The 25,634-nt window shown below is 75.0% G+C and carries 26 protein-coding genes; 17 read left to right on the forward strand and 9 right to left on the reverse strand.

The features are described 5' to 3' along the window. Window positions 1-37: 37 nt before the first annotated feature. Complete coding sequence (glgX, locus tag CLV52_RS06275) at window positions 38-2,083, reverse strand: glycogen debranching protein GlgX (RefSeq protein ID WP_133765391.1); 2,046 nt, start codon at window positions 2,081-2,083, stop codon at window positions 38-40. A 234-nt stretch (window positions 2,084-2,317) separates the two neighbouring features. Between glgX and CLV52_RS06280 the strand changes: the two genes are divergently transcribed. After that, window positions 2,318-3,766, forward strand: a complete 1,449-nt coding sequence (locus CLV52_RS06280; RefSeq protein ID WP_246017980.1) for a hypothetical protein — start codon at window positions 2,318-2,320, stop codon at window positions 3,764-3,766. 18 nt (window positions 3,767-3,784) lie between these two features. Here the strand turns inward: CLV52_RS06280 and CLV52_RS06285 are convergent, their stop codons facing one another. Next, window positions 3,785-4,363, reverse strand: coding sequence for a TetR/AcrR family transcriptional regulator (locus CLV52_RS06285; protein ID WP_133765393.1), 579 nt, complete (start codon window positions 4,361-4,363; stop codon window positions 3,785-3,787). A gap of 113 nt (window positions 4,364-4,476) precedes the next feature. On the opposite strand from CLV52_RS06285, the gene CLV52_RS06290 reads away from it, so the two are divergent. From CLV52_RS06290 to CLV52_RS06300, 3 genes are all read left to right on the forward strand, one after another. After that, window positions 4,477-5,364: an SDR family oxidoreductase gene (locus tag CLV52_RS06290; protein ID WP_133765394.1), complete on the forward strand. Its 888-nt coding sequence runs from the start codon at window positions 4,477-4,479 to the stop codon at window positions 5,362-5,364. 9 nt (window positions 5,365-5,373) lie between these two features. Further along, window positions 5,374-5,652, forward strand: coding sequence for a tetratricopeptide repeat protein (locus CLV52_RS06295; protein WP_246017981.1), 279 nt, complete (start codon window positions 5,374-5,376; stop codon window positions 5,650-5,652). A gap of 283 nt (window positions 5,653-5,935) precedes the next feature. Next, complete coding sequence (locus tag CLV52_RS06300) at window positions 5,936-7,108, forward strand: RtcB family protein (RefSeq protein ID WP_133765396.1); 1,173 nt, start codon at window positions 5,936-5,938, stop codon at window positions 7,106-7,108. Between the two features lie 58 nt (window positions 7,109-7,166). On the opposite strand, the gene CLV52_RS06305 is transcribed toward CLV52_RS06300, so the two are convergent. Further along, on the reverse strand, window positions 7,167-7,364 hold the full coding sequence (locus CLV52_RS06305) for a hypothetical protein (protein ID WP_133765397.1): 198 nt from the start codon (window positions 7,362-7,364) through the stop codon (window positions 7,167-7,169). Window positions 7,365-7,638: 274 nt separating this feature from the next. On the opposite strand from CLV52_RS06305, the gene CLV52_RS06310 reads away from it, so the two are divergent. The 4 genes from CLV52_RS06310 to CLV52_RS06325 are packed head-to-tail and all read left to right on the forward strand — an operon-like array spanning window position 7,639 to window position 11,609. Continuing rightward, complete coding sequence (locus CLV52_RS06310) at window positions 7,639-8,301, forward strand: response regulator transcription factor (protein ID WP_133765398.1); 663 nt, start codon at window positions 7,639-7,641, stop codon at window positions 8,299-8,301. Beyond that, window positions 8,298-9,617 carry a sensor histidine kinase gene (locus tag CLV52_RS06315; protein WP_133765399.1) on the forward strand — a complete coding sequence of 440 codons (1,320 nt, stop codon included), beginning with the start codon at window positions 8,298-8,300 and terminating at the stop codon, window positions 9,615-9,617. The genes CLV52_RS06310 and CLV52_RS06315 overlap by 4 nt, the downstream gene beginning before the upstream one ends. Beyond that, entirely contained in the window at window positions 9,614-11,065 is a 1,452-nt protein-coding gene (locus CLV52_RS06320) for a hypothetical protein (protein ID WP_133765400.1), read from the forward strand. Before CLV52_RS06315 ends, CLV52_RS06320 begins: the two co-directional genes overlap by 4 nt. Window positions 11,066-11,090: 25 nt before the next feature. Further along, the gene (locus CLV52_RS06325) at window positions 11,091-11,609 is read left to right on the forward strand and encodes a GNAT family N-acetyltransferase (protein WP_211342617.1); all 519 of its coding nucleotides are present in this window, start codon (window positions 11,091-11,093) and stop codon (window positions 11,607-11,609) included. Between the two features lie 113 nt (window positions 11,610-11,722). On the opposite strand, the gene CLV52_RS06330 is transcribed toward CLV52_RS06325, so the two are convergent. Beyond that, window positions 11,723-12,373: a nucleoside/nucleotide kinase family protein gene (locus CLV52_RS06330; protein WP_246017982.1), complete on the reverse strand. Its 651-nt coding sequence runs from the start codon at window positions 12,371-12,373 to the stop codon at window positions 11,723-11,725. Between the two features lie 178 nt (window positions 12,374-12,551). On the opposite strand from CLV52_RS06330, the gene CLV52_RS06335 reads away from it, so the two are divergent. Continuing rightward, window positions 12,552-13,928, forward strand: a complete 1,377-nt coding sequence (locus tag CLV52_RS06335) for an aminotransferase class III-fold pyridoxal phosphate-dependent enzyme (RefSeq protein WP_133765401.1) — start codon at window positions 12,552-12,554, stop codon at window positions 13,926-13,928. A 4-nt stretch (window positions 13,929-13,932) separates the two neighbouring features. Here CLV52_RS06335 and CLV52_RS06340 read toward each other — a convergent pair whose 3' ends face one another. Next, entirely contained in the window at window positions 13,933-14,757 is an 825-nt protein-coding gene (locus CLV52_RS06340) for a hypothetical protein (RefSeq protein WP_133765402.1), read from the reverse strand. 163 nt (window positions 14,758-14,920) lie between these two features. Between CLV52_RS06340 and CLV52_RS06345 the strand changes: the two genes are divergently transcribed. The 6 genes from CLV52_RS06345 (at window position 14,921) to CLV52_RS06370 (ending at window position 20,206) form a co-directional block, all read left to right on the forward strand. Then, a complete protein-coding gene (locus tag CLV52_RS06345) occupies window positions 14,921-15,205 on the forward strand; it encodes a metal-sensitive transcriptional regulator (RefSeq protein WP_133765403.1) in 285 nt (94 codons plus the stop codon). Window positions 15,206-15,240: 35 nt separating this feature from the next. After that, on the forward strand, window positions 15,241-15,594 hold the full coding sequence (locus tag CLV52_RS06350; RefSeq protein ID WP_133765404.1) for a heavy-metal-associated domain-containing protein: 354 nt from the start codon (window positions 15,241-15,243) through the stop codon (window positions 15,592-15,594). Then, complete coding sequence (locus tag CLV52_RS06355; protein WP_133765405.1) at window positions 15,594-17,702, forward strand: heavy metal translocating P-type ATPase; 2,109 nt, start codon at window positions 15,594-15,596, stop codon at window positions 17,700-17,702. Before CLV52_RS06350 ends, CLV52_RS06355 begins: the two co-directional genes overlap by 1 nt. Continuing rightward, window positions 17,699-18,541, forward strand: a complete 843-nt coding sequence (locus tag CLV52_RS06360; protein ID WP_133765406.1) for a hypothetical protein — start codon at window positions 17,699-17,701, stop codon at window positions 18,539-18,541. The genes CLV52_RS06355 and CLV52_RS06360 overlap by 4 nt, the downstream gene beginning before the upstream one ends. Further along, the gene (locus CLV52_RS06365) at window positions 18,534-19,370 is read left to right on the forward strand and encodes a hypothetical protein (protein WP_133765407.1); all 837 of its coding nucleotides are present in this window, start codon (window positions 18,534-18,536) and stop codon (window positions 19,368-19,370) included. The genes CLV52_RS06360 and CLV52_RS06365 overlap by 8 nt, the downstream gene beginning before the upstream one ends. Window positions 19,371-19,435: 65 nt before the next feature. Continuing rightward, entirely contained in the window at window positions 19,436-20,206 is a 771-nt protein-coding gene (locus CLV52_RS06370) for an SDR family NAD(P)-dependent oxidoreductase (protein WP_133765408.1), read from the forward strand. Window positions 20,207-20,330: 124 nt separating this feature from the next. Here the strand turns inward: CLV52_RS06370 and CLV52_RS06375 are convergent, their stop codons facing one another. From CLV52_RS06375 to CLV52_RS06390, 4 genes are all read right to left on the reverse strand, one after another. After that, window positions 20,331-21,104, reverse strand: coding sequence for an ADP-dependent NAD(P)H-hydrate dehydratase (locus CLV52_RS06375; protein ID WP_246017983.1), 774 nt, complete (start codon window positions 21,102-21,104; stop codon window positions 20,331-20,333). Further along, window positions 21,056-21,907 (reverse strand): histidine phosphatase family protein, encoded by an 852-nt coding sequence (locus CLV52_RS06380; protein WP_342773142.1) that lies wholly within the window; start codon window positions 21,905-21,907, stop codon window positions 21,056-21,058. The genes CLV52_RS06375 and CLV52_RS06380 overlap by 49 nt, the downstream gene beginning before the upstream one ends. Beyond that, entirely contained in the window at window positions 21,904-23,361 is a 1,458-nt protein-coding gene (gndA, locus tag CLV52_RS06385) for an NADP-dependent phosphogluconate dehydrogenase (protein WP_425455665.1), read from the reverse strand. Before gndA ends, CLV52_RS06380 begins: the two co-directional genes overlap by 4 nt. An 80-nt stretch (window positions 23,362-23,441) precedes the next feature. Beyond that, on the reverse strand, window positions 23,442-23,816 hold the full coding sequence (locus CLV52_RS06390; RefSeq protein WP_133765411.1) for a nuclear transport factor 2 family protein: 375 nt from the start codon (window positions 23,814-23,816) through the stop codon (window positions 23,442-23,444). 83 nt (window positions 23,817-23,899) lie between these two features. Here CLV52_RS06390 and CLV52_RS06395 point away from each other — a divergent pair, with 83 nt between their 5' ends. Then, window positions 23,900-24,955, forward strand: a complete 1,056-nt coding sequence (locus tag CLV52_RS06395; protein ID WP_133765412.1) for a D-2-hydroxyacid dehydrogenase — start codon at window positions 23,900-23,902, stop codon at window positions 24,953-24,955. Window positions 24,956-25,077: 122 nt separating this feature from the next. Next, the gene (locus tag CLV52_RS06400) at window positions 25,078-25,590 is read left to right on the forward strand and encodes a gluconokinase (RefSeq protein ID WP_133765413.1); all 513 of its coding nucleotides are present in this window, start codon (window positions 25,078-25,080) and stop codon (window positions 25,588-25,590) included. Window positions 25,591-25,634 lie beyond the last annotated feature (44 nt).

The raw sequence follows: 25,634 nt of genomic DNA on the forward strand, positions 1-25,634 counted from the left end.
GACCTGCCGAAGCACTCGCAGCCTGCTGCAGGGGGGCCTACGCGGCGGCGGAGCGCAGCAGCGTGAAGGACGCGTCCCGCACGATCAGCGTGGTCACCGGGCCCTCGACGACCTGCTCGGGATCGCTCGACAGCGCGAGCTCCCACTCGCCGCCCGGCGCCGCGGGCACCTGGAACTCGACGCCGTTCCCGGCCGAGTTCAGCAGCAGCGCGAACGTGTCGCCGCCCTCGTGGCCGAGCACGAACGTGATCGTCCGCGCTTCCGGGTCGTCCCAGTCGCCCTGGGCGAACTCCTGGTCGTCCGAGCGCTTCAGCACGACCCAGTCCGTCACGCCGTCCGCCGGGGCGTAGTGGTACCAGGAGGGCCGCAGCGCCTCGTTCTCCCGACGGATCGCGAGCAGCCGCTTCGTGAACGCGAGCAGGTCCTCGTCGACGGCGTCCCAGTCGTACCAGGAGATCTCGTTGTCCTGGCAGTAGGCGTTGTTGTTGCCGCCCTGCGTCCGACCGAGCTCGTCGCCGCCCAGCAGCATCGGCACGCCCGTCGACAGCAGCAGCGTGGCGAGGAAGTTCTTCCGCTGGCGCAGCCGGTAGGCGTTGACCTCGGCGTCGTCCGTCGGGCCCTCCGCACCGCCGTTGAACGACTTGTTGTCGCTCTCGCCGTCGTTGTTGTCCTCGCCGTTGGCCTCGTTGTGCTTCTCCGCGTAGGCCGTGAGGTCCGCGAGCGTGAAGCCGTCGTGCGCCGTGATGAAGTTCACGCTGCAGAGGGGCGAGCGGCGGTCCGGCTGGTAGACGTCCGGGCTGCCGAGCACGCGCTGGCTGGTCGTGCCGAGGAGGCTCTCCGCACCCGACCAGAAGTCGCGGACGTCGTCGCGGAACTTCCCGTTCCACTCCGACCACTCGGCGGGGAAGCCGCCGACCTGGTAGCCCGCGGTGTCCCACGGCTCGGCGATCAGCTTGATCGGCTGCAGCACCGGGTCCTGCAGCGTCAGGTCGAGGAAGGCGCTGCGGAGGGAGGCCTCCCCGCCCTGGCGGGTGAGCGTGGTGGCGAGGTCGAAGCGGAAGCCGTCGACGTGCATCTCCTGCACCCAGTACCGAAGCGAGTCCATGATCAGGCCGAGCGCCGCCGGGTGGGAGACGTTCAGGCTGTTGCCCGTGCCGGTCGTGTCGAAGTAGGCGTCCCGCTGCTCCTCGACCAGGCGGTAGTAGGCGCCGTTGTCGAGCCCCTTGTAGGCGATCGTCGGGCCCATGTGGTTGCCCTCGGCGGTGTGGTTGAAGACCACGTCGAGGATCACCTCGAGGCCCGCGGCGTGCAGGGCCTTGACCATCGCCTTGAACTCGGCGACCTGCTCGCCCGTGTCGCCGGCGGAGCTGTACGCGCCGTGCGGGGCGAGGAACGCGATCGAGTTGTAGCCCCAGTAGTTCGAGAGCCCCTTGTCCTTCAGCGTCTGGTCATGGACGAACTGGTGCACCGGCAGCAGCTCGACCGAGGTGATGCCGAGGTCGACGAGGTGCTGGATCGCCTTCGGGTGCGCGAGGCCCGCGTAGGTGCCCTGGAGCTCCTCCGGCACGCCCGGCATCCGCTTCGTGAAGCCCTTGACGTGGGTCTCGTAGACGACGGTCTCCTCGAGGGGGACGCGGGTGCGGGTCGGCACCGGGTCGTCGCCCCAGTCGAAGGAGCGGTCGACGACGACGCAGCGCGGCATCGCGGACGCGGAGTCGGACGCGTCCATCTCCTCCGGTTCGTCCATGTCGTGCCCGAAGAGCCGCTGGTCGACGTCGAACTCGCCCGTCACCGCGAGGGCGTGCGGGTCGAGCAGCAGCTTGTTGACGTTGTGCCGGAGGCCGTTCGCCGGGTCCCACGGCCCGTCGACGCGGAGGCCGTAGCGGGTGCCGACCTCGACGCCCTCGACGAAGTCGTGCCAGACGTAGCCCGTGCGGTGCCGGAGCTCGGTGCGGGTCTCCTCGTCGCCGTCGAACGAGCAGAAGAACACCTTCGAGGCGGTCTCGGAGTAGACGGAGACGTTGGCTCCACCGTCCTCGAGGGTGACACCGAGCGGGTACGAGCGGGAGCGACGGTCCGTCATGAGGGCCTTTCCGGGGAAGCGGTCGGCCGAGGGTAACGACCGCGTCGCCCGCGACCCTGGACGGAGGTCGACCGGGAGCAGGGAGCGGACCGTGCGCCTGGCGGATCCGCAGATCCTCCGCCGATCCGCGGATCCCGGCCGACACGCCGGTCCGACCCCTCCGCCGCGCGGCGCGTCCGCCCGGTTCTGCGGATCCGCGAGCGGATCGGGTCGACTCGGCGGAGGATGGAGGGGATGCGCCGACTGCTCCTCGTCCTGACGGCCGCCGCGGCGCTCGTGCTCGCCGGATGCACGGCGGATCCGCAGCCGCAGCCGTCGCGATCGGTCGTCGCGCCGGTCCGACTCGCGACCGCCCGTGCGACGGTCGCCGTGGACGGCTCCTCGGCCGCCGCCCGCGCCGCGGCCGCGAGTCGCGCCCTCTTCACGGCGTCGCCCGGCGTGGTCCTCGCGCCCGCGGGCGATTCGTCGGCGCAGCGCGCCGCCGCTGCGGCGGCCGTGCGCCTCCGCGTGCCGCTGCTGCTCACGGGCGGTGGCGACGCGGCCGTCGAGGCGCGGCGGCTCGGCGCGACCTGGAGCGTCGGGTTCGGCGCCGGGTCCCGCCTCGCCGGCCTGCGGACGCGGTCCGCGAGCGCCTCGCCGCCGCCGCTCGCCTCGCGGCCAGGCGCGGTCGTCGTGGCGACCGACGAGCGCGCGGACGCCGTCGCGCTCGCCACCGCGAAGGCGGCGGGCGCGACCGTCGTGGCGGCGCGCTCGACGGACCTGAACGGCGACCCCGCCGTCGTGAAGGCGATCGCCGCGGAGGAGGACGACCGGGTCGTCCTCGTCGGCGCCGCATTCGCGAGCCGCGCCGACCTCGCCTGGTCGGTCGCCGCCGCACGGACCGGCTGGACCTATGCGGACGGATCGCAGCGCGCCTGGGACGGCCGCAGCCTCCACGTCGCCCTCTACGGCACCCCGAGCGACGGCGTGCTCGGCGTGCTCGGGCAGCAGAGCGGACCCGCGACGATCGCGCGGGTGAAGGCGCTGTCCCGGCAGTACGCGAAGCGCACGAGCCGGACCGTCTCGCCGATGCTCGAGGTCATCGCGACCGTCGCCGCGGGCGGCCCGACGGACGACGGCGACTACTCGAGCGAGATCGACGCCTCGACGCTCGAGCCGTACGTCGACCGCGCGCTGGCGGCCGGCGTCCCGGTGATCCTCGACCTGCAGCCCGGCCGGAGCGACTTCCTGACCCAGGCGAAGGCCTACGCGTCGCTGCTCGAGAAGCCCGGCGTCGGGCTCGCGCTCGACCCGGAGTGGCGCCTCGGACCGAAGCAGAAGCCGCTCGTCCAGATCGGGCGCGTGTCCGCGGCGGAGGTGAACCGCACCTCCGCCTGGCTCGCGGACCTCGTGCGGACGAAGGGGCTGCCGCCGAAGCCGTTCGTCCTCCACGAGTTCCGGCTGACGATGCTGCAGCAGCGGCAGGACGTCGTCGTCGACCGGCCCGAGCTCGACGTGCTCATCCACGTCGACGGGCAGGGGTCGCAGCCCGACAAGCAGGCGACGTGGCGGGCCGTCCGCGCGGGCGCGCCGGACGTCGGCTGGGGCTGGAAGAACTTCCTGAAGAAGGACCGGCCCGTCCTCACGCCGCAGCAGACGCTGCAGCAGGTGCATCCGACGCCGGACCTCATCACCTACCAGTGACGGGGGAGTGCACGCCGGTCAGCCGAGGCTCGCGGCCGCCGCACGCAGCTCGTCGAGCGCGTCGACCGAGTAGCGCGCCATCGCGTCCGGGGTCGCGTCCGGCTCGCCCGCCCAGCGCTCGAAGGCGCGATGGTGCGCGAGGACGCCGAGCTCCGCGGCGAGGCGCGCGACGACCGGCGCCGTGCCGCGGGCGACGAGGGCGTCCTCCATCGCGGCCGCGAGCCCGACGGCCTTCTGCGCGTTCCGGTCGCGCAGCTCCGCGCTCGCGCTGACGACCGCCTCGATGCGCGGGGCGATCTCCCGGCTCATCGGGCCGTAGACCTCCGCGGCGCGGCGGAGGCCCTCCGCGACCGCGTCGAGCGGGCCCGCGTCCACCGGCGCAGCGGCGATGCCCTCGGCGAGGAGCGCGCTGAGCGCCGCCTGGCCGGCGACGAGCACGTCGCGCTTGTCGGGGAAGTGCCGGAAGAACGTGCTCCGCGTCACGCCCGCCCGCTCGGCGATCTGCGCGACGGTCGTCTCGTCGTAGCCCTGCTCGTGGAACAGGTCGACGGCAGCGAGCACGAGCCGCTCGCGTGCTCCCGGCTCCCAGCGACCCATCCGAGCAGGGTATTCGACGGGACGGTCGTCCCGTCGCCCCCAGTGATGGGACCGATGTCGCATCGCGGTGCTACGGTGATGGGACACAAGTCGCATCACCACGGGAGGTCCCCATGCAGCTCTTCATCACCGGCGGCACCGGCAACATCGGCTCGGCGGTGGTCGCCGAGCTCCTCGAGCACGGCCACGGCGCGACCGTGCTCGCCCGGTCCGACGCCTCGGCCGCGCTCGCGCGGGACGCCGGCGCGAGCGTCGTCCGCGGGGGCCTCGCCGACCTCGCTGCGATCCGCGCCGCGACGGAAGCGGCGGACGGCGCGATCCATCTCGCGTTCGGCAACGACTTCTCGGGCCCGGACGCGCTCGCGGCGAACATCGCGGAGGAGACGGCGGCGATCGAGACGATCGCCGAGGCGCTCGTCGGCGGCGACCGGCCCTTCGCGATCGTGTCCGGCACGCCCTGGGAGGAGGGTCGCCCCTCCGTCGAGACCGACCCGCTGCCGACGACCGGCCCCGTCGGCGGCCGGGGCGCCACCGTGACGCGCGTGCTGCGCGACTTCGCCGGCCGCGGCGTGCGGACCTCCGCGATCCGGCTGCCGCGCACGGTGCACAAGGACGGGGGCGGCGGGTTCGCCGGCCTGCTGACCGACCAGGCGCGCCGGACCGGCGTCTCCGGCTACCCGGGCACGGGTGAGCAGCGGTGGCCGGCGGTCCACTCGCTCGACGCCGCGGTGCTCTTCCGGCTCGCGATCGAGCGTGCGCCGGCCGGCTCCTCGTGGCACGCGGTCCAGGACGAGGGCGACGCCGTGCGCGACATCGCGGCCGTGATCGGGCGCCGCCTCGGGCTGCCCGTCCAGCAGCTGCCGGACGAGGCGTTCGGTCCCCTCGGGCCGATCTTCGCTGCCGACCAGCCCTCGTCGAGCGCGATCACACGCGCGGAGCTGGGGTGGACGCCGACGCACCCCACCCTGCTCGAGGACCTCGAGCGCCACCTCCGCCCCTGAGCCCTGCACTTGCGATCGGGGCCACGGGCGTTCGAGGCGCTGCAGTCGGAGCACCCGGACGAGCCGCGGCTCGTCCACGAGGTCGCGGGTGCCTACGACACCGCGGGTGATCAGGAGCGGGCGGCGCCGCTGTACGAACGAGCGCTCGCTGCGGGGCTCGCGGGCGACGTCCTCCGCCGCTGCCTCGAGCAGCGCGGCAGCACGCTGCGGAACCTCGGCCGGTACGCGGCCGCCGCTGCCGGGAACGCGGAGCACCTGCTCGAGCGCGATCGCGCGCCATGGGGCTGATGTGCGTCTTGTGCAGCCGTCCTGACCGTCGTAACGTCTGACGGCTGCGCCGGACCCGGCGCGCGTCCGGTCGAGCAGAGGAAGGAACCGCGATGTCGTATCGGAAGAGCGAACGCCCCGTGAACCTCCAGCCCCTGCTCCCGGCCCGTCCGAGCGCGACCCTCTAGTCGTCGCGTCTCGCCCGGGCCGGGTCATGGTCCGGGCGTCCCCGTCTGCCTTCCGCGCGGGAGGCCGCGTGCCCGAACCGTGGTCACCGGTCTCCACCACAGGAAGGAGCGGTCTCGTGCAGACCCTCGCCAAGCGGCTCGTGAGCTGGGCGAGCGTGCTCGAGGAGTCCACCCTCGAGCAGGCCCGCACCAGTGCGCGGATGCCGTTCATCCACCCGCACATCGCCCTGATGCCGGACGCCCACCTCGGGCTCGGCGCCACGGTCGGTTCGGTGATCCCGACGCTCGGCGCCGTGATGCCCGCCGCCGTCGGCGTCGACATCGGCTGCGGGATGATCGCGGTCCGCACGCAGTTCGACCGGGGCGCCCTCGAGGCGCGCGGCGACCTGCCGGCCCTCCGGGCGCAGATCGAGCGCGCCGTCCCGCTGTCCGCGGGCGCGGCGAACGCGAAGATCGTCGCGACCGCGGCGCCGCGGATCACGGAGCTGGAGGCGCTCGCCGCCGAGGCCGGGTTCACGCCGGACCGGTACGCCGAGGCGTGGCGGCAGCAGCTCGGGTCGCTCGGGAGCGGGAACCACTTCATCGAGGTCTCCGTCGACGAGCAGGACCGGGTGTGGGCGTTCCTCCACTCGGGCAGCCGAGGCGTCGGGAACCGGATCGCGCAGGCGCACATCAAGGTCGCGCAGGCCCTGGTGACGCAGTGGTGGATCGAGCTGCCGGACCGCGACCTCGCCTACCTGGTGGAGGGGACCGCCGAGTTCGATCGGTACATCGCCGAGCTGCGGTGGGCGCAGCGGTTCGCGCTGCTCAACCGCGAGGAGATGATGGACCGCGTCGTGCGGCAGCTCTCGGAGCACCTCGGCGAGACCGTCGTGGAGCAGGAGCGGATCAACTGCCACCACAACTTCACGCAGCGGGAGCAGCACTTCAAGAAGACCGTCTGGGTCTCCCGGAAGGGCGCGATCTCCGCGCGCGAGGGCGAGGCCGGATTGATCCCGGGATCGATGGGCACCGCCTCCTACGTGGTGGAGGGGCTCGGGAACCGGATGGCGCTCGAGTCGTCGCCGCACGGCGCGGGCCGGGCGTACTCCCGGTCGGCCGCGCGGCGGACCTTCACGCACGACCAGCTCCGCGAGGCGATGGCCGGCATCGAGTTCCGCGACACCGACGCGTTCCTCGACGAGATCCCGCAGGCGTACAAGCCGATCGAGCAGGTCATGGCCGACGCCGCCGACCTCGTCCGGATCCGGCACGTGCTGCGGCAGCTCGTCAACGTGAAGGGCGACTGAGCCCGGCCCCGTTCCGTCCTGCAGGACGCCCCGTCCTGCAGGACGGAACGGCCGTCGATCACCCCAGCCCGCCGAAGCCGCCGTTGATGATGCTGCCCGCGGCGCCCCGCTCGAGGAGCGTCTGGACGTCGTCGTCGCGCTCGTGCTCCGCCTCGGCGTCGAAGTCGACCACGCCGTTCGTCTGGTCGAACGGCTTCTCGGATCCGGTGAGGTGGACCCAGGGCTTGGCCGCCGGGTTCGGGTGCTTCTTCGACACCGTGCGCTCCTCTCGAGCAGGCCCGCGCCGTCGCGGGGGACGGAACGGTACTCGCGGTACGCCCAGAAGACCTGAAGCGCGCATGAACGCGGCCGGAGGTGCGTCGTCCGCGTGTCGCGGCGCCGCGGTAGCGTCTGGCCGTGCATGGACGGAGCCTGGTGATCGGCGGTGCCGGCGCCCTCGCGCTGCCCGCCGCGGGCTCGGTGGGCGGCGCGCACGGCGGCCACGGCGTGATCCGCTTCTGACACCTGCTGACGTAGTTCGAGGAGGACCCATGGCAACGGTCGGGCTGTGCGAGGACGACCCGCAGGTGCGGCGCGTCGTCGTCGAGGCGCTCGCGGCGGTCGATCTCGACGTCGCGGTGGCGCATCGCGCGTCGGAGGCGATCCGCGAGTTCACGCCGGACGCCGGGCTGCGTGCCCTGGTGCTCGACATCGGGCTGCCCGACGGCGACGGGCGGGACCTCTGCCAGGCGCTCCGCGCGAGCGGGGTGACCGCGCCGGTCCTCTTCCTCACCGCGCGCGGCGGCGTGCACGAGGTCGTCGCCGGGTTCGGCGCCGGCGGCGACGACTACCTCGTGAAGCCCTTCGCGGTCGCGGAGCTGCAGGCCCGGGTGGCCGCGCTCGTGCGGCGCGCGCCGACCGCCCCGGCGTCGCCGAGGGCGCTGCACCTCGACGCCGAGCGGTTCTCCGTCCGCCGCGGGGACAAGGAGGAGCGGCTGACGCCGACGGAGTTCCGCCTCCTCGCGACCCTCCTCGCCCGGCCGGGCGAGGTCGTCCGGCGCCGCGAGCTCGTCGCCGCGGCGTGGCCCGTCGGCGCGGTCGTGCAGGCGAACACCCTCGACTCCTACATGCGCCGCATCCGCCGCCTGCTCGAGCAGGTGGGGTCGCCCGACGAGCTGCACACCGCCCGCGGCGTCGGCTTCCGGCTGGGATGACGGACGGCGAGCTGCGCTCCAGCGCCTCCGTCCGCCGCCGCCTGACCGCGACCACGGCGGCGATCATCTCGATCGGGATGATCGCGCTCGTCGTCGTGGTGCTGCTCGTGGCCTGGCGCACGACGGACCACGAGATGGACCAGGTCCTCGACACCCGGGTCGCCGCGGTGCGGGACGCCGCGGAGGTCGTCCGCGGGAAGCCGGTCGTCGCGGACGCGGACGACCCGACGTTCGACACCTCGAACTGGGTCGCAGACCCGGACGGGACGCTGATCGCGGGCCCGAACGTGCCGTCGGCGATCCGGGCCGAGGTGAACCGGCTCGCCCGCGGTGAGAACGGCGTGGTGGAGGTCGACTCGTGGCGGCTGCGCGGCGCCGCGCTGCGCCCCGGCGCCGACGTCGGGCGGGTCGTCGTCGCGATCGACACCGGGCCGTACCGCTCCGGCCTCGGCCGGCTCGTCGCCGCGTCGATCGTCACCGGCCTGGTCGTGGTCGCGGGCGTCACGCTGCTCGCGGGTCTCATCGTCCGTCGGGCCCTCGCGCCGGTCGCGACCATGACCGCGACCGCCGTCGCGTGGTCGCACGAGCGCCCCGACCGCCGCTTCGGTCTGGGCGCGCCGAAGGACGAGATCACCGGGCTCGCGGCCGTGCTCGACGGCCTGCTCGACCGGGTCGACCGCGCGATCCGCGCGGAGCAGCGGCTGACCGCCGAGGTCGCCCACGAGCTGCGGACGCCGCTCACCGTGATGCGCGGCGAGGCCGAGCTCGGCGCGGCGACCCCGCGGCTGCGCAAGGCGGAGCGGGAGCGCTTCGAGCGCATCGTCGCCGCGGCGGACGAGATGGGCTCGGCCATGACGACGCTGCTCGACGCCGCCCGCGGCTCCGGCTCCGCCGCCACGGCGGACGTGTCGGCGGTGCTCGCGACCGTCGCCGCCCGCACCGGCCTCGCGCTCCCGATCGTCGTGGACGAGCCGGACGAGGAGCTCGTCGCCGCGGTCCCCGCTGACCTGCTCGGCCGCGCGCTCGCCCCGCTCGTCGACAACGCGGCCCGGTACGGTCGCACGGCCGTGCACCTCGCGGCGGAGCGCGACGGCGACCGGATCGCGGTGTCCGTCACGGACGACGGCGACGGGGTCCGGGAGGGGGTCGGCGACGTGTTCGAGCCCGGCGTGCGCGACCCCGCGAGCGAAGGCGCGGGGCTCGGCCTCGCGCTCGCACGGCGGCTCGCCCGCTCCGTCGGCGGCGACGCGGTGCTCGTCTCCCGGAAGCCCGCGGTCCTCCGCGTCGTCGTGCCCGCGGCGACCGAGCTCACGTGAGCGTCCCGCGGTCCGTCCTCCTCGTCGCGGTGCTCGTCGGGCTCCTCGGCGGCGTCGTGCGGGCCGCCGTGCTGCTCGCGACCGACGGCTGGCTCGGCTCGTCCGCCTACGACGACGGCGTCTACTTCGCCGCCGCGGCGTCCTTCGCGCACGGCCGCTGGCCCTACGCCGACTTCCTCTTCCTCCAGCCGCCCGCAGTCCTCGTCGCGCTCGCGCCGCTCGCCGCCCTGGGCCGCGTCATCGGCGACCCGGCGGCCGTCGTCGTCGCGCGGATCGTCTGGATCGGGATCGGCGCCACGAGCTGCGCCCTGGTGGCCGTGCTCGCGGGGCGCCGGTCGCTGCCCGCCGGGCTCGTCGCCGGCGCGATCGCGGCGACCTTCTTCCCGCTCGCGTACGGCGAGCGGAGCACCCTCCTCGAGCCCCTGGCGACCCTCCTGCTGCTCGTCGCGATCCTCGTGCGCGAGCGGGGCGGCCCGCGCGCGGCGCTCGTCGCCGGCGCGATCGCCGGGGCGTCCGTCGACGTGAAGGTCTGGTACGTCGTGCCGGTGCTCGTCCTGGCCGCGTTCCCCGGGCACCGCCTCCGCTTCCTCCTCGGCGCCGTCGCCGGCGGTGCGGTCGTCGTGGCCCCGTTCCTGATCCGCGCCCCGGAGGCGCTCGTGCGGCAGGTGTTCCTCGACCAGCTCGGGCGGCCGCGGCAGCCGGGGGCCGGGGTCCGTCTGCGGCTGTCGGAGATCACGGGCGCGCGGTGGCTGACGGGGTCGGGCGGGCTCGACGTGCCGGAGGTCGTCCTGCCGACCGCCGTCATCGCGGTCGTGGTCCTGGTCGCGGCGGTGCTCGCCTGCCGGACCCCGCTCGGCCGCCGGGCCGTGGCGCTCCTCGCCGCGACGGGCCTCGTGGTGCTCGCCTCGCCGTCCTTCTTCGTGCACTACGTCTCGCTCACGGCGCCGTGGATGGCGCTCGTCGTCGGCATCGGAGCCGGCGTCGCGCTCGAGCGGGTGCGGCGGCGCGCGCTCCTCGTCGCAGCCACCGGCGTGCTCACCGCCGTCGTCGTCGCGCCGACCGCCGAGAAGGACCTCCAGCCGCCCGCGCCGCCGCGCCCGCTCGCCACGATCGCCGCCGCCGCGGCGCGGGTCGACGGCTGCACGCGCTCCGACGACCCCGGCCTGCTCGCGGCGATCGGGGTGCTCTCGACGCAGCTCGAGCGCGACTGCCCGGTCTGGCCCGACGTGACGGGCTGGACGTTCGACCGCCCGGGCTTCCCGGTCGCGAGCGACGACCGCCCGACCAGTGCGCGGTGGCAGCGCTTCGTCACCGGCTACCTCCTCGGCGGCGACGCCGTGATCGTGGACCGGACCGGCACCGGCCTGTCGGACGCGAGCCGACGGCGCATCGCCGACCTCCCGGTGCTCGCCCGGTCCGGCGACCTGACGCTCCACGCCGTGCCGTAGCGGCGCGGGGTGGCACGATCGGACCGTGCTGTCCCGCCTCCGTCCCCTCGTCCCCGACGACGCGGCGGAGATCGCGCGGCTGCAGGCAGCGAACCGCGCCTTCCTGGCGCCGTGGGACGCGATCCGGCCGGACGTCTTCTACACGGAGCCGGGCCAGGCGGTCGAGGTCGAGCGGATGCTCGCGCGGGAGGCCGAGGGCACCGCGGCCGCGCGCGCGATCCTCGACGACGCGGGGCGGCTCGCGGGGGTGATCCGCCTGAACGGGATCACGCGCGGTGCCTTCGAGTCCTGCTCGGTCGGCTACTGGGTCGACCAGGAGCGGAACGGGCAGGGGCTCGCGTCGTCGGCGGTCGCCGCGGTGCTCGACCTCGCGTTCCGCGACCTCGGCCTGCACCGGGTGCAGGCGGAGACGCTGCGGCACAACGCGCGCTCCCAGCGGGTGCTCGCGAAGAACGGCTTCGAGCGCTTCGGCATGGCGCCAGCCTTCCTCCGCATCGCGGGGGAGTGGCAGGACCACGACCTGTTCCAGCGCCTCGCCGACTGACCCTCGGAGCGCGTCAGCAGGAAGCCCCGAGCACGTCAGCAGGAACCAGGTGCTTCAGCAGGAAGGAGTCGCGCGCTGCTTCCTGCTGAAGGCGCTCGTTCCTGCTGACGTGCTCAGGCGGTGCGGACGACGGCGGCGGCCCGAGCGCGCGTCGGGGCGATGAGCGCGGCGTTCGGGAGGTCGACCGCGTCGACCCACGCCTCCGCGGCCGCCGGGGTCTTGCCGAAGGCGACGTGGCGCGCGACGAGCCGCTCCCGCAGCAGGTCGGCGGGCGCGTCCGCGAACCAGACCTCGTCGAACAGCCCGGCGGCGTCGGACCACGGCGCCGCGTCGACCAGCAGCCAGTTGCCCTCCGAGACGACGAGGTCGACCTCCGGCCCGACCGCGATGCTGCCCGCGATCGGCTGCTCGAGGACGCGCTCGAAGCCGGGCGCGTACACCGGCTCGTCCGCGCGGTCCCGGAGGCGCTGCAGCAGCGCGCGGTAGCCCCAGCCGTCGAACGTGTCGATCGCGCCCTTCCGGCCCCGCCGGCCAAGCCGGTCGAGGGCCGCGTCGGCGAGGTGGAAGCCGTCCATCGGCACGTGCGCGGCGCGGAACCGGCCGTCCGCCTCGACGGCGGCGACGAGCCGCTCGGCGAGCGTCGTCTTGCCGGCGCCGGGCGGTCCGGCGACGCCGAGCAGCACCCGGCGTCGCCGTGAGGCGCTCGAAGGGTCACCGCCCTCGAGCATCTCGAGCACGCGGTCCAGCGCCTGATCGAACTCCACGCCCCCACCCTCCCCGAACTTGCTCCGGATCCGTGCCGCCCGGAGTGGCGTGGAACGGCACGGATCCGGAGCAAGTCCGGCGGGAGAGCCGTGCGGAGGCGACGCGCGGGTGCGCGAGGCGGGCGATCGCGGCGATCCTCCCGGCCGAGCGTCGGGGGATGTCCCTAGCGTGGGGGTCATGACGCCGGCCGAGCCCCGCACATTCGCCGTCCCGCAGGAGCGCAAGGTCGTCACGGCCCTGCCCGGCCCGAACTCCCTCGCGCTGCAGGCGCGTCGGGTCGCGTCGGTGAGCCGCGGCGCGGGCACGCTCGCGAACATCTACATGGAGCGCGGCGCCGGCGCGATCCTGGAGGACGTCGACGGCAACCGCCTGATCGACCTGGGCTGCGGCATCGGCGTCACCACGATCGGCCACGCGCACCCGGCCGTCGCCGCCGCGGTCGCCGAGCAGGCGCACAAGCTCACCCACACGCTCTTCACCGTCACGCCGTACGAGAACTACGTGAAGGTCGCCGAGAAGCTCGCGGAGATCACGCCCGGCGACTTCGAGAAGCACTCGATCCTCGTCAACTCCGGCGCCGAAGCGGTCGAGAACGCCGCGAAGATCGCCCGCCGCTTCACCGGCCGGCGCGCGCTCGTCGTGCTCGACCACGCCTTCCACGGCCGCACGAACATGACCATGGCGATGACCTACCGCCCCTGGCCGGAGCGCGAGGGCATGGGCCCGTTCCCCGGCGAGATCTACTCGGTGCCGATCAGCTACCCGTTCCGCGACGGGCTGACGGGCGAGGAGGCCGCCGAGCGCACCATCGACTACATCGAGACCCACATCGGGCCGCGGGAGGTCGCCGCGTTCTTCGCCGAGCCGATCCAGGGCGACGGCGGCATCGTCATCCCGGCGCCCGGCTACTTCGCGCGCATCGCCGAGTACTGCCGCGACAACGGCATCGTCTTCGTCGCCGACGAGATCCAGGCGGGCATCGCCCGCACGGGCGCCTGGTACTCCATCGAGCACCACGGCGTCGTGCCGGACCTCGTGACCTCCGCCAAGGGCATCGCCGGCGGCATGCCGCTCGCCGCCGTCACCGGGCGGGCGGAGATCATGGACGCCGTCCAGCCGGGCGGCATCGGCGGCACCTTCGGCGGCAACCCGGTCTCGACGGCGGCGGCGCTCGCCGTGTTCGACCTCATCGAGCGCGAGGACCTGATCGGGGAGGCGCAGCGCGTCGAGCGCGCGATCGTCGACCGGTTCGGCGGCTGGACCTCGAAGTACGACGTGGTCGGCGAGGTCCGCGGCAAGGGCGCGATGTTCGGCGTCGAGCTCGTCCTCCCCGGCACGCGCACCCCGAACCCCGCGCTGCTGAAGCACGTGCTGAAGTACGCGACGGAGCACGGCGTCATCCCGCTCGACGCGGGCAGCTGGGACAGCGTGCTGCGCCTGCTGCCCTCCGTCGTGATCTCGGAGGCGCTGCTCGACGACGCCGCCGGCGTGCTCGAGGAGGCGATCGAGTCGTTCCAGGGCGTCGGCGAGGCGGGCATCACCCCGACGAGCTGACCGGTCAGCCGCGGACGAGCGACCCGAGCCCGGTGCCGTCGCGGTCGAACAGGGTCAGGGTGTCGCCGCTGACCCGGAACGACGCGGCGCGGGCGATCGAGGTGATCGCCGACGCGTGACCCACCACGGGCCCGTCGACGATCGGGCAGCCGCGGATCGGCGTCATCGTGCGGACCACGAGCAGCCGGCCGCCGGGGAGGACGCGGTACGCGCCCCGGCCGCCGACCGCCCCGGTGGTGCAGGAGGTCGTCGCGCTCCACGTGCCGCCCGTGAAGGTGATGGCGGTGCGCACGTCCCCGGCGACGGTCCACCGACCCTCGATCGCGCTCGGGGGCGCGTCGACGACCCCCTTCCCGACCGTTGCGGCGGTGAGCAGGGAGGTCGGCGTCGTCCCGTCGGCCGTACCGTCCGGAGCGAGGCGCGCGGTCGTGCTCCCGTTCGCGTCCACGAGGAGCAGCCCGGAACCGTCCCGCCGCACGGAGGCCGTCGAGGTCAGCCACGAGGCGTCGACCGGGCCGCTGAGCCCCGAGGTCCGGGCGCCGATCAGCACCTGGTCGCCCTGTGCGCTCCACGAGAAGCTCGACGACAGGTCGCCGACCGCGACCGTGACGGCGATCCCGTCGAACCGCACGGTGGTTCCCTTCCGGCCCTCCACGGTCCAGCGCGTCCCGACGAGGTCGACGGCCTGGACGGACGGCGCGGGGGAGGCCGACGACGCAGCGGGGGAGGACGCGGCCGGCGGGCTGCCGGACGAGCCCGAGCACGCGGTGAGCGAGCCGACGAGCGCGACGGCGGCCACGAGGGGGAGGACGACCTGCCGGATCCGCATGCCTCAGAGTCTCCGCTCGACCCGCGTCCGTCTCACACCCCTGTTCGCGGATCCGCAGTTCCTCCGCGACGCGCCGTCGCGCAGGCCTCCGGCACCGGCGTGTCGACCCGGAACTGCGGATCCGCGCCGAGGCGCCATACCCCAGGGGGGTACAGTGTCGGGCATGGAGCACGTGGGCTACGTCGCGAACAAGGACGACCTCCTGAAGCGCCTCCGCCGTGCGGAGGGCCAGGTGCGCGGCATCCAGCGCATGGTCGAGGACGACACCTACTGCATCGACGTGCTGACGCAGGTCTCGGCCGCGACGAAGGCGCTCGAGACGGTCGCGCTCGCGCTGCTCGACGACCACCTCGCCCACTGCGTCGCCGAGGCCGCGGCGGCGGGCGGCCCCGTTGCGGAGGAGAAGCTCCGCGAGGCGTCCGCCGCGATCACGCGGCTCGTGCGCTGACGACCCACACCCAGGAAGACCGACGGAGGAGCACCATGCAGGATCTCGGCATCACGGACATCAGCGCGGCGGGCGGCGGCTGCGCCTGCGGCGGCGCGGGCTGCGGCGGCGCTGGGCACCACGCGGCCGGGCACGGCGACCACCACGCCGAGCACGGCCATCACGCCGCCGACCGGGGCGGCCAGTCCTTCGAGGTCGCGGGCATGACCTGCGAGCACTGCGTCATGAGCGTGACCGAGGAGCTCTCCGCCCTCGACGGCGTCGAGGCGGTGTCCGTCGACCTGCGCCCCGGTGCCGCGTCGACGGTCGTCGTCACCGCGACGCGCGCCCTCACCGGCGCCGAGGTCGAGGCGGCCGTGGAGGACGCGGGCTACACGCTCGCCCGCTGATGCCGGCGACCGAGGTCCGCCTCGACATCACCGGCATGACCTGCGCCGCCTGCGCGACGCGGATCGAGCGGCGGCTGAACCGGGTGCCCGGGGCCGCGGCGACGGTGAACTTCGCCACCGAGGTCGCGACCGTCCGCGGCGCGGTGCGCGTGCCGGACCTCGTCGCGGCGGTCGAGGCGGCCGGCTACGGCGCCCGGCCCGCGGGCACGGGCGAGCAGCGGCGCGATGCGCGACGCCTCCGGCCGCGGCTCGTGGTCGCCGCCGTGCTGGCGGTGCCGGTCGTGCTGCTGTCCATGGTCCCCGCCCTGCACTTCGCGGGCTGGGCGGTCGTCGCCGGGGTGCTCGCGCTGCCCGTCGTCACCTGGTGCGCGTGGCCGTTCCATCGGGCCGCGGCGCTCGGACTGCGGCACGGCACGACCACGATGGACACGCTCATCAGCCTCGGGGTCGTCGCCGCGACCGCGTGGTCCGTCGCGGCCCTGCTGCGGGGCGACGGTGACACGTACCTCGAGGTCGCCGTCGTCGTGACCGTGTTCGTGCTCGCGGGCCGCGTCGCCGAGGCGGCGGCCCGCCGTCGGGCGGGTGCGGCGCTGCGGGCGCTCGTCGCGCTCGGCGCCAAGGACGCGCTGCGCCTCGTCGGCGACCGGGAGGAGCGCGTGCCGATCGCGGCCCTCGCCGTCGGCGACCGCGTCGTCGTCCGCCCGGGCGAGACCGTCCCGAGCGACGGCCGGGTGCTCGACGGGCGGTCGGCGGTCGACGCCTCCCTCCTCACCGGCGAGGCCGTGCCGGTCGAGGTCGGACCCGGCGACCGCGTCGTCGGCGGCACGGTCGCCGTCGGCGGCGGCCGCCTGCTCGTCGAGCTGGATCGCGTGGGCGCGGACACGGAGCTGGCCGCCATCGGCCGCCTCGTCGCGCGTGCGCAGGACGGCAAGGCCGCGGTGCAGCGGCTCGCGGACCGCGTCTCCGCCGTCTTCGTGCCCGTCGTGCTCGGCCTCGCGGCCGTGGCGCTCGTCGGCTGGCTCCTCGCCGGTCAGCCGGACCGCGCCGTGACCGCGGCCGTCACCACCCTGATCATCGCCTGCCCCTGCGCGCTCGGCCTCGCGACGCCGACCGCGCTGCTCGTCGGCACGGGCCGCGGGGCGCAGCTCGGCGTGCTCATCCGCGGCCCGGAGGTGCTCGAGCGCACCCGCCGCGTCGACACCGTCGTCCTGGACAAGACCGGCACGCTGACGACCGGTCGGATGGCGCTGCGCGGCACGGTCGCGCTCGCGGACCTCCCCGAGGCGGAGGTGCGGCGCCTCGCCGCCGCCGCGGAGGTCGACTCCGAGCACCCGGTCGCGAGGGCGCTGGCCGGCGGTCCGCGGATCGCCGAGGACTTCACCGCCGTCGCCGGCGGCGGCGTGCGGGCGCGCGTCGACGGGGCGCAGGTGCTCGTGGGCCGATCGGGATGGCTCGCGTCGGAGGGCGTCGACACGGCCCCGGCCGCCACGGCGGTCCGGGCCGCGGAGGAGGACGGCGCCACCGCCGTCGTCGTGGCCCGCGACGGCGTCGCGGTCGGCGTGCTCGCGGTCGGCGACGCGCCGCGGGCCGGCGCCGCCGAGGCGGTCGCGCGCCTGCGGACCCTCGGGCTCGATCCCGTGCTCCTCACCGGCGACGCCGAGGGCCCCGCGGCGGCGGTCGCGGCCGCGACCGGCATCGGCACGGTCTTCGCGGGCGAGTCGCCGGCCGGGAAGCTCGCACGCATCCGCGCGCTGCAGGAGTCCGGCCGCGTCGTCGCGATGGTCGGGGACGGCGTGAACGACGCGGCGGCCCTCGCCGCCGCCGATCTCGGGATCGCGATGGGCGGCGGCACCGACGCGGCCGGCGCCGCGGCGGACCTCGTGCTCGTCCGCGACGACCCGACCCTGGTGGCGACCGCGGTGCGGCTCTCCCGGGCGACGCTCAGCATCATCCGCGGGAACCTGTTCTGGGCGTTCGCGTACAACGCGGCCGCCCTGCCGGTCGCGATGCTCGGCCTGCTGAACCCGATCCTCGCTGGAGGTGCCATGGCCGCGTCGTCCGTGCTCGTCGTCGGCAACAGCCTCCGGCTCGCCCGCTTCCGCGCGTGATCGCGGCGGGGGCCCTCGCCTCCCTCGCGCTGCTGCGGGTCCACGTGCTCGTGGTCGGGCTGCCGGGGTACCCGGTGCTGCGGCTGCGGGCCGAGGCGGCCGTCCGGGCTCGCAGCTGGGTCGTCACGACGGCGCCCGCGGACGCCGACCTCCTGCTCGTGTGCGGGACGCAGGATCCGGAGGTCGCCGCCGCCGTCGACGCGCTCTGGTGGCGGGTGCCCGCCCCGCGCGCCCGCCGGACGATCGGCTCGGCGGAGGAGTTGGAGGACGCGCTCGACAGCGCCGCCCGGGTGCTCGGGGACCGCGAGCTGCAGCGCCGGGCCGCCGAGCACCGCGGGCCGGCGCCGGTGGCGACGCCCGAGGGGGCGTTCGGCCCGCTCGGCGTCGCGTGGCCGCCCGGGCTCGTCGTCGAGTGCGCGACGGGGCCGGGCGGGCGCATCGCGGCGGTCGGCGTCCGGCGCATCGGGCCCGCCGCTGAGGAGGACGCGCCGCCCGGGCTGCTCGCCGCCGCCGACGCCGCCCGCCTGCTGCGGCTCACGCGTTGGGAGGCCCCCGCGCACCGGCTCGACCGCGTCGTCGACCTCCTGCTCGCCGGTGCGCCGCCGGAGCGCGTGCGGTCCCCCCTCCGCCGCGTCGCCGCGCTCGTCGGCCGGTCGGCCTCGTACCGGTGGTCGGCCGGCGCGGACGTGCCCGCGGTCGACCTCCGGCAGCGGGTGCTCGCGCTGCTGACGGCGGCGATCGACGGCACGGACGCACCGACGACGAGGCGTCGGCTGATCGGCGCCAGGGTCGGGGACGTGCCCGCGATCGTGGCGGTCACGGAGGCCGTCGGTGGCTGAGATCGGCCCGGTCGTCGCCGCGCTGCTCGCCGTCGTCACCCTCCTCCTGCTGGGCGCCGCGGTCGTCGCGCTCCGGGCCGCCCTCGACGCCCGCGGGACGGGCATGACGTCGATCGCGGTGCTCGCGCCGCTCGCCGAAGGCGCGCGGCTCGTCCGGACCCGCACCGCCCGAGCCCGGCCGGCGGAGGTCGTCGGCGGCGCGCTGCTCCTCCTCGCGCCCGCGGTCCGGGTGCTCGCGCTGCCGCTCGCGGGGCCCGCCCTGCTCGGTGCAGCTCCCGGACTCGGCTGGTTCGTCGTCGCCGACGCGATCTGGTGGGTCGGCGCCGGGCTGCTCGCCGGTCGCCGCGTCCTCCCCGCCGCGCTCGCGCTCGAGGCGCCGCTGCTCCTCGCGCTCGCGTCGCCCGCCGTCGCCGTCGGGAGCGTGCGGATCACGGACGTGGCGGCCGGCCGGCTCGGCCTCCCGCTGGCCGTCGAGGCGCCGGTGGCGTTCCTCCTGATCCTCGTCGTGGGTGGCGTGCTGCTGCCGTGGGCGGTGCAGCCGGCGACTGCGCGGCTCGGCGGTTCCGCGCGCCTGCTCGCCGGGGCCGGCGCGGCGGCGCAGGTCGTCGCGGCCTCGGCGACGGCGTCCCTGCTGCTGCTCGGCGCCGGACCGGGCGTGCCGCTCCTCGTCGCCGCGACCGCGATCCTCGGCGGCGTGCTCGTCCTCGCCGCGCGGCGCTTCCCGGTCCTCGCGCTCGGGCGCCTCGCCCGGCTGGGCGTCGTGGCCCTCCTCCCGCTGGCCGCCGTGCAGCTCGGCATCGTCGTGGCGCTGAGCCTCCTCGCCCGCTGATCCCGTTCTGCAGGAACTGCTGCGCCGGTCGCGCAGCAGTTCCTTCGAGACGGAATGCTCGGGGCATGACCGTCTCGGAGCACCTGTCCGCCCTGTTCTCGCTCGAGGGGCGCACCGCGGTCGTGACGGGCGGCAGCTCGGGGATCGGGCGGGCGATCGCCGCGGCGCTCGCCGGAGCCGGCGCCCGCACCGTGCTCGTCGCCCGCGACGCCGAGCGGCTCGCCGCCGCGGCGGCGGCCATGGAGGGCGAGGTGCTCGTCGTCCCGGCGGACCTGGGCGCGCGCGACGGCGTCCGCGCTGCAGCGGAGGCGATCGTCGCGGCGGCCGGGGAGCCCGACGTGGTCGTCAGTGCGGCCGGCGTGAACCTCCGGCCGCCGATGCCCGAGGTGGACGAGGCGGTCTGGGACGCGACCATGCGCCTCAACCTCGACGCGCCCTTCCTGCTCGGGCAGCGGTTCGGCCCGGGGATGGCCGAGCGCGGGTTCGGGCGACTCATCGCGATCAGCTCGCAGCAGGCGCACCGGGCGTTCGTGCAGAGCGGTGCGTACGGCGTCTCGAAGGCCGCGCTCGAAGGCCTCGCACGCTCGCAGGCGGAGGCGTGGTCGGCCTCCGGCGTCACGAGCAACGTGCTGGTCCCGGGCTTCGTGCTCACGCCGCTGAACGCGCGGCTGCAGGAGGACCCCGCCCGCGTCGCGGCGCTCGCGCAGCGCACGATGGTCGGCCGCAACGGGCTGCCGGAGGACTTCGCGACGGCCGCCCTGTTCCTCGCGAGCCCGGCCTCCGGGTACGTCACCGGCCAGAGCATCGCGGTGGACGGCGGCTTCTCCGTCCACTGACCCCGCCTGCGAGCCGCACCCCGGAAGTCGCTCCGGAGCACCCCCGGAACTTTGCTCACGCTTCTTGCCGCCTCGAGGTCGTCGCGGCGGCAAGAAGCGTGAGCAAAAAGGGGGAGGGGGCGCGTCAGGCGGAGCGGGCGAGGACGAGGGGCAGCTCGTCGGCGAGCTCGCGGGCGAGGAAGCCCAGCGGTCCGATGCGCTCCGCGAGCCGGTCGCCGGCGCGCGCGTGCAGGTAGGTCGCCCAGCAGGCGCCGTCCGCGGCGCCCGCCCCTCGGCCGACGAGGCCGCCGATCGCGCCGGCGAGCACGTCCCCGCTCCCGGAGGTGCCGAGGCCCGGGCCGCCCGCCTGCACGACCCGCGTCCGTCCGGAGGGCTCGACGACCATGCCGCCACCGGAGACGACGGCGCCGAACCGCTCGGCGACCTCGTGCGCGGCGTCCTCCAGGTCGTCGACGTCCTTCCCGAGCAGGAACCCCGCCTCGGTCGTGTTCGGCGTCAGGATCAGCCGGTCCCGGAGCGGCTCGCCGAGCTCCGGGGCCGTGCCGAGCGCGCCGAGCGCGAACGCGTCGAGCAGCACGGCCGTCCGCTCGGGGATCGCGGGGACGAGCCGCTCGAGCAGCGCCCGCGCCTCGTCCGGGTCGTCGAGGCCGGGGCCCACGACGATGCAGTCGACGTCGAGGTCCTCCGCCACGGCGTCCGCGCCGCGGTGCCCGGCGACCGCGCCACCGGTGGTCTCCGGGAGGGCGATGACCCCCGCCTCCGGGAACGACACCGCGAACGCGCCCGCGACGGACTCGGCGACCGCGACGGTCAGGCGTCCGGCGCCGACCCGCAGCGCTGCGATGCCCGTCAGCGCGGCCGCGCCGGGGGTCTTGCGGGCGCCGCAAACGACGAGCACGTCGCCGCGGTCCCGCTTGCCGGCGCCGGGTGCCGGCAGCGGCGGGAGTCCGCCGCGGTGATCGGCTCAGGTGTGCGTGCCTCGATGCTCGCCTCCGTGCTCCGTGCTCCGTGCTCCGTCGTCGGCGCCTCGCCGACGAGGTGGCTGATGTCGTTGACCGGCTCCGCCACCCAGCGGCCGCTGCTGCGGACCAGTCGGGTGACGGAGGCGTTGCGCACTGGATCGGTGCGGGACGACTCCATCAGCTCCGCCTCCTGGATGCCCTCCAGAACGCTGCGGATCAGCAGGACGACCGCGTCGTGCGTGACCACGAGCACCCGTGCCGCGCCCGCAGCCTCGATGTCGCGCAGCACCGTGCGCAGCCGGAGGCCGACGTCGACCCACGACTCGCCGCCGGGCGGCCGGTGGTAGTACTTGCCGAGGAAGCGGCGGCGCTTGGCCTCCTCCGGGTGCAGCTCCTCCACGCCGCGCCAGGTCAGCGCGTCGAGGATCCCGAGCTCGCGGTCCCGGAGTCGCTCGTCGACCACGGTCGGCAGCTCGAGGCCCGCGACGGACAGCGCGTGGTCGGCCGTCGACCGCGCCCGGCGGTAGGACGAGACCCAGAGGGCCTCCGGCGCCTCGTCCTTCGCCAGCGCCCCGAGCCGCCGCCCGAGCGCCTCCGCCTGCTGCACGCCGGTCGGCGACAGCTCGACGTCGGCGTCCCGCGCCGGCACGGCGATGCGGAGAGCGCCGGCCGCGTCCGCCTCCGCGGCCGCGACGTTCCCCTCGCTCTCGCCGTGCCGGACGAGGAGCAGCTCGTTCAGTGGCCCGAGCCCTCGGTCCGGACCTCGCTGCGGTCACCGCTCCACAGCGTGTGGAAGACGCCCGGCTTGTCGATGCGCCCGTAGGTGTGTGCGCCGAAGAAGTCGCGCTGGCCCTGGATGAGCGCGGCGGGCAGCCGGTCGGAGGAGAGCGAGTCGTAGTACGACAGCGCGGAGGCGAATCCCGGCACCGGGACCCCGGAGAGCGCCGCGGTGGAGACGACGCGGCGCCACGCGGCCTCGCCGTCGGCGACGATCTTCGCGAAGTACTCGTCCGCGAGGAGCGTCGGCAGCTCCTGGTCGCGCTCGTAGGCCTCCACGATCCGGTTGAGGAACCGTGCGCGGATGATGCAGCCGGCGCGCCAGATCTTCGCGACGGCGCCCTTGTCGATCTGCCAGTCGTACTGCTCGGCGCCGGCGATGATGATGTCGAAGCCCTGCGCGTAGGCGACGACCTTCGAGGCGTACAGGGCGGCGCGGACGTCGTCCTCGAACCCGTCCGGCTTCGCGACCGGCTCGGGGCGCCCCTTCTCGAGCGCCTGCACGGCCTGCCGCTGCTTCGGCTTGGAGGAGACCGCGCGGGCGAAGACCGCCTCGCCGATGCCCGAGACCGGGATGCCGAGGCCGACCGCGTTCTGCACGGTCCAGACGCCGGTGCCCTTCGAGCCCGCCTGGTCGGTGATGAGGTCGACGAGGGGCTTGCCGGTCTCGGCGTCCTTCTGGCGGAGCACCTCCGCGGTGATCTCGATCAGGTACGACTCCAGGTCGCCCTGGTTCCACTCGTCGAACACGTCGGCGAGTGCGGCGGTGTCGTGGCCGCCGACGCGGCGCAGGAGGTCGTACGCCTCCGCGATGAGCTGCATGTCGGCGTACTCGATGCCGTTGTGGACCATCTTCACGAAGTGGCCGGCGCCGTCGTGGCCGATGTGGGTGACGCAGGGCTCGCCCTCCGCCTCCGCCGCGATCGACTCGAGGATCGGCTTCAGCCGCTTCCACGCGTCGTCCGAGCCGCCCGGCATGATCGACGGGCCGTTCAGCGCGCCCTCCTCGCCGCCGGAGATGCCCGTGCCGGCGAAGTTGAGGTTCCGCTCGCGGAGGTCCTTCTCCCGCCGGATGGTGTCGAGGAAGTTCGCGTTGCCCCCGTCGACGATGATGTCGCCCGGCTCGAAGCGGTCCGCGAGCTGCTCGATGACGGCGTCCGTGCCCTTGCCCGCCTGGACCATGATGATCGCGACGCGCGGCTTCTTCAGGCTCGCGACGAAGTCGTCGATGTCGTGGCTCGGCACGAATTCGCCCTCGGACCCGTGGTCGCGGATCAGCTCGTCCGTCTTCGCATCCGTGCGGTTGTAGACCGCGGTCACATTGCCGTGGTGGGCGAGGTTCCTCGCCAGGTTCGACCCCATGACCGCCATGCCGACGACCCCGATGTCGGCGACGCCGACCGGCTTCTCGCTCACGTGCATCTCCTTCGTGACTGCCCGTCTTCGAGCGTATCGCCGCACGGAGCGGACGATCCTGGGGCGGCCGCGCTCGCTGGTCAGGCGTGCGGCCCGAGCGCCTTCGAGGCCGACTCCATGTACCACTCGGTGAAGGCGGTGGCCCGCCCGTCCTCGCGCAGGTCGACGATCCAGAGGTTCTCGTAGGTGCGGCCGTCGGTGTACACGGTGCGGCCCTGCACGAAGCGGCGGCCGCCGTCGCTGCCGATGAGGGACCAGGAGAACGCGTGGTCGTCGGGCGCGTCCGCGCCGTCGAGCCAGCGGGCGACGATCGCCGCGCTGCCGACCGCCGGGTCCGCCCAGGGGTAGAAGCGGTACGTCGCGTCCTCGCTGAACAGGGCCGCGATGGCGTCCGGGTCGTTCGACTCCCACGCCGAGACGTAGCCGGCCATCCACCGCTCGATGAGGTCCGCCATCTTCCGAACGCTACGACGCCCGACCCGAGCGCGGAAGCCTCGGCGTCAGCCTCGGCCGCACCCTTGCTCCTACGCTCGAGCGCATGACCGACCGCCGCCTCCGCGTCGTCGCCGCGACCCCGCTGTCCGACGAGCTCGCCGACCGCATCCGCGCCGCGGAGCCGCGCCTCGACCTCGTCGTCGAGCAGGACCTCCTTCCGCCGCAGCGGCACCCCGGCGACCACGGCGGCGACCCCGACTTCACGCGGACGGAGGAGCAGGAGCGGCGCTTCCAGGAGCGCATCGGATCCGCGGAGGTGCTCTACGGCATCCCGGGGGAGCGGCCGTCGCAGCTCGCGAAGGCGATCCGGGCGAACCCGCGGCTCGCGTGGGTGCAGCTGATGCCGGCGGGCGGCGGCGCGCAGGTGAAGGCCGCGGAGCTGACCGAGGAGGAGCTCGGCCGCGTCCGCTTCACGACCACCGCCGGCGTGCACGCGGTGCCGCTCGCGGAGTGGTCGGAGTTCGGCCTCCTCGCGGGGTTCAAGACGCTGCCGCAGCTGCAGGAGGCGCAGCGCGCGCACGAGTGGGCGGAGTCGCGCTGGGTGATGCGCCGGCTCGAGGGCAGCCGGGTGCTGATCGTCGGCCTCGGCTCGATCGGCCGCCTCGTCGCGGAGCGCCTCGCGCGGCAGGGCGTCCGCGTCGCCGGCACGAGCCGCCGGGACGTGGAGGTCGAGGGCGTGGAGGAGGTCGTCCGCCCCGACGACCTCGCGGCGCGGATCGGCGACTTCGACGGCGTCGTGGTGACCCTGCCCGGGACGGACGAGACGCGGCACCTCGTGAGCGCGGAGGTCCTCGCGGCGGTCAAGCCGGGCGCGACGGTCGTGAACGTCGGCCGCGGCACCGTGATCGACCAGGACGCGCTGATCGAGCAGCTCCGCGCCGGTCGCGTCGGCTTCGCCGCGCTCGACGTCACCGACCCGGAGCCGCTGCCCGCGGACTCGCCGCTCTGGGACCTCCCGAACGTGCTGATCAGCCCCCACACGGCGGCGCTCAGCGAGCGGGAGGACGCGCTGATCGCGGACCTGTTCGCCCGCAACGCGACCCGGTACCTCGACGGGGAGCCGCTGATCAACCCGGTGAACACCCGCGAGTTCTACTGAGCGACTTTCACGGATCAGGACGATCCGGGCGACACGCCGCCTCCGCGGGCGCCGGGGGCGGCGTGTCGGTCGATCCGTCCTGATCGGTGAAACGTCCTGGGGGCGCGGGTAGCGTCGGCGGCATGGGGATCCCGCCGCTCGTGATCATGGGCGTCTCCGGCTCGGGGAAGTCGACGGTCTCGGCGCAGCTCGCCGCACGGGTGCCCGGTGGCGTCGCGCTCGACGCGGACGACCTCCACTCCGCGGCGAACCGGGCGAAGATGCACGCCGGGGTGCCGCTCGACGACGTGGACCGCGCCCCGTGGCTCGACGCGGTCGGGCGGGCGATGGGCGACGTGACCCGCGCCGGCGGCGTGCCGGTGATGGCCTGCTCCGCGCTCAAGCGCGCGTACCGGCTGCGCATCCTCGCCGGCGAGCCGGCCGCCCTGTTCGTGCTGCTCGACGTCGAGCGGCTCGAGCTCGAGCGCCGGATGCACGAGCGGAAGGGGCACTTCATGCCCGCGTCGCTGCTGAACTCGCAGCTCGCGACCCTCGAACCGCTCGGCCCCGACGAGCCCGGGATCACGGTGCACGTCACGAACCCCTCGGACGACGTCGTCGAGACCGTGATGGCGAGGATCCTCACCACCCGCTGAGCCCACGTTGCGTTCTGTGTCGCCCGGTCGAGCGGCGGCGCCGA

The sequence above is a fragment of the Amnibacterium kyonggiense genome (genome assembly GCF_004364555.1).
GTDB lineage: Bacteria > Actinomycetota > Actinomycetes > Actinomycetales > Microbacteriaceae > Amnibacterium > Amnibacterium kyonggiense.